The organism is Mesorhizobium sp. M7A.F.Ca.CA.003.01.2.1, assembly GCF_003998945.1.
Lineage (GTDB): Bacteria > Pseudomonadota > Alphaproteobacteria > Rhizobiales > Rhizobiaceae > Mesorhizobium > Mesorhizobium ciceri.
The window spans coordinates 1-3319 of the sequence record NZ_RZRA01000652.1 but is presented as its reverse complement, the minus strand read 5'-3'; the positions used below and the strand labels follow the sequence as shown (position 1 = coordinate 3319).

The 3319-nt window shown below is 59.0% G+C and carries 4 protein-coding genes; 2 read left to right on the top strand and 2 right to left on the bottom strand.

What is annotated here, in order from left to right:
* The coding region (locus tag EN969_RS23040; protein WP_127419421.1) for a glycosyltransferase at positions 1 to 357 on the top strand (357 nt) is incomplete at its 5' end.
* 207 nt (positions 358 to 564) lie between these two features.
* Positions 565 to 2139, top strand: a complete 1575-nt coding sequence (locus tag EN969_RS23035; RefSeq protein ID WP_063168838.1) for a hypothetical protein — start codon at positions 565 to 567, stop codon at positions 2137 to 2139.
* 115 nt (positions 2140 to 2254) lie between these two features.
* On the opposite strand, the gene EN969_RS23030 is transcribed toward EN969_RS23035, so the two are convergent.
* A complete protein-coding gene (locus EN969_RS23030; protein ID WP_063168839.1) occupies positions 2255 to 2614 on the bottom strand; it encodes a tRNA-binding protein in 360 nt (119 codons plus the stop codon).
* 27 nt (positions 2615 to 2641) lie between these two features.
* Positions 2642 to 3142 carry a YbjN domain-containing protein gene (locus EN969_RS23025; RefSeq protein ID WP_013530009.1) on the bottom strand — a complete coding sequence of 167 codons (501 nt, stop codon included), beginning with the start codon at positions 3140 to 3142 and terminating at the stop codon, positions 2642 to 2644.
* Positions 3143 to 3319 lie beyond the last annotated feature (177 nt).

Genomic DNA, 3319 nt, shown 5'->3' with positions numbered 1-3319 from the left:
CCGCAAGCGCATTTCCTCGGCCATCGCCCCAACGACGAACTGGCCGAGATCTATGCGTCGGCCGACGTCTTCGTCTTCCCGAGCCGCACCGACACGTTCGGCAACGTCATCATCGAGGCACTGGCCAGCGGCACGCCGGTTGCCGCCTATCCGGTGACCGGGCCGATCGACATTGTCGGCGATGGTTTTGGCGGCGCGGTCTCCAACGATTTGCGCGAGGCCTCACTCGCCGCGCTCAACGTCGACCGTGCCGAAGCCCGCGAACGCGCCATGCGCTATAGCTGGAAGGCCTGTGCGGAAATGTTCCTCGATACGGTCGAGGAAGCACTGGGCACACGGCGAAAGCTGGCGGCCTGATCGTGCTTTTCGTTATCCAAGGGCGAAGCTGACACACCGCCACGGATGACAAAGCGCGGCGACGCACAATCAACCGTTAGTCTGCCACGGCACCTTGTTTCAAAGGGATGGTTCGGCGTGACGTATTGTGCGACTTCGGAGCCATGACCAAGTCAGATTGATAATTGTCGGCGACTCAAAATTTACCATTTCTACCTACATTGTGGCATGCTCGAAGCAACAGCCAGCAACAAAATCAACAGTTACACGAGCCATTTCATCAGGCCAGAAGGTATCTTGCTGATAGTTCTGCTGGTGGTGGCTTTCTTGCCCGTACTGCTCGTCGACATACCCGCTATGGCAGACTATCCAAATCATCTCGCAAGAATGTCGATCCTGATGCGCGCCGGTACGCCCGAAGCCCATCCCTACTATGAAGCCGCGTGGGCACCCTACCCTAATCTAGCCATGGATCTCGTCGTCCCGTTCGCTGGGCGCTTGATCGGGATCGAGCTGGCATCAAAGCTTTTCTATCTAGTCTCGCAAATGCTGGTCGTCAGCGGGGCAATGGCCGTCGGAGCGGCCGCACAGGGGCGTGTGATCCTCAGCGGCTTCGTCGCTTCGCTCTTCCTCTACGCCATGCCTTTCGCTTTCGGATTCGTGAATTTTGAATTTGGACTCGGGATCGTTCTTTGGTCCATCGCGGTTTGGATTTGGCTTGCGGAAAGACCTTTGCCGCTGCGCCTTGCGATCCACGCCGTCTTCGTCGTGGTTCTGTATATCTCTCACCTATTTGCCCTCGGCCTGTATGGCATTGTGGTGGGGCTGTACGAACTCTCCCGCTGGCCAGACCATATTGAGAATTGGAAACGCACGATCTTGCTGGTTGCCGGAATGGCTGCTCCGGTCGTCGCAGTTGGCGCCCTGGCGCTCGCCTACGGCGGCAAAGTGGGTGGCGAAGGAACCGAATGGGCCCTGTCGGCGAAATTGTTGGCGCTGGTTCAAGTCAACGGCTTCAGCAGATACACTTCCTCAGCCGTGACCGTGGTGCTGGTCATTCTCAGTTACCTTGCGGTGAAGCACAGGATGGTGGCGGTCTCTCGCGTCGGCTGCTGGATAGGCTTTGGGCTCTTGTGCCTGTTCATTCTCATGCCGTTTCGCGTTGCGGACACGGCCTTTGTCGACGGGCGCGTCCTTCTGGCGCTTGTTCTGATCCTGCCAGCCTTCGTCACGATCAAGCGTCCGCAAGGCTCGCGTGGAACACTTCTCGTCGCGCTGGCGTTTGGCGCCGGGCTTGCAAACAGTGGCATCGCGATCTGGGCCCAATTGTCGTGCCGCGGCGAATATCGTGCCCTTATGACCGCGTTCGACGCCATTCCAATGGGTTCGCGAATCCTTACCGGCCAGAATGGCCTCCCAGACGACCCGCCAACGAATCTGCTCCTTTATCCAATGTACAATGCTGCCGCGTTGGCTGTAGTCACACGCAATGCACTGATGCCAACGCTGTTCACCTATCCGGGAAAACAGCCGGTGAGGCCCCGGCCGGAAGTGGCAAACCTGACCGTACCGCAAGGCGGGCCTATCCCGATGTCTGAGCTGGAGGCCTACGCCGCCGGTGCTTTACCACCGGTCGAGGCAGCGTATGCAGCGCATTGGACCCGTGACTTTGACTATCTGCTGGTAATCGCGCCGGAGCGCAGCCCGCCACGACACGGCAACCTTGAATTAATCGCCGAAGGCAAACAGTTCAAATTTTACAGAATAAGGAAATTGGTCGACGCGGACAGGAAAAGCGGATGATGTCCACGCGCGACACTCCTGTCACGACATGGCATGAAATTCATGCTGAAGCATCTGCCGAAAGGATTATCAATCCATCCCGGTTCGCGGGGGATTCCGATCCCCAGTTGAGACCCTAAAACAACCGCCCGCCATCCGGCACCTTACGCTCGATCGCGCCGAGCACCACGGCGCCCTCTTCGTCGGGAAAGCCGAGAGTGAGCACTTCCGACATGAATGGACCGATCTGGCGCGGCGGGAAATTGACCACCGCGAACACCTGCCGGCCGATCAGCGTCTCCGGTGTATAGTATTTGGTGATCTGCGCCGACGATTTCTTGATACCGATGCCGGCGCCGAAATCGATCTTCAGCTTGAACGCGGGCTTGCGCGCCTCGGGAAACGGCTCGGCCTCGACGATCGTGCCGCCGCGGATGTCGACACGATCGAAATCGGCAAAACTGATCTCGGGCTTGCGCTCGGTGTTCGAACTCATCTTGGTCTTGTCTGCCTTAACGGGGACTCAGGCGTTGCCGTAGGTCTCGAACAGCACACCGGCCAGGGCATCCTTGGCCGAGGTTCCCGACCAGACGACGAACTGGAATGCCTGGAAATAGCATTCGCAGGCTTCCAGCGCCGACGACAGCAACACTTCGACCTGCTGGCTCGACGGCTCGACCCCGCCGGCCAGCAGCAGCGACTGGCGGAACATGATCGCGCCCTCCTGCTCCCAGAGGTCGAAATGGCCAAACAGCATCTGCTCGTTGATCAGCGACAAGAGCCGCATCACTTCCAGCGTGCGGGTCTCCGGCACCTTGATATCGAAGGCGCAGGCCAGGTGCAGCGCCTCGAAATCCTCCATCCACGAAAAGGAGACGTGATAGTCGGTCCAGCTTCCGGCAACCGAGATCGAAATCTCGTCGTCGCCGGCCCGCTCGAAAGACCAGTCGTTGTTGTGGGCCACCTGCTCGATAACATCCACCGGATGGATTTCGCGGGAGAATTCGAGTTCGAGAAGTTCCATGGAATGCTTCCTGTCGTTCTGTACGAGCGCCGCCACACGCTCCGCGGGAGGGCACACACAACGAACAATCTTGTCTAGAACTCGGACGGCCAGGACTTTCCTCGCGCAAAGACGACTTCTCGACGCAAAGACCCCAGACCGGACCCCACCGCCCGGTCGCATGATCCTGCTCCGAAT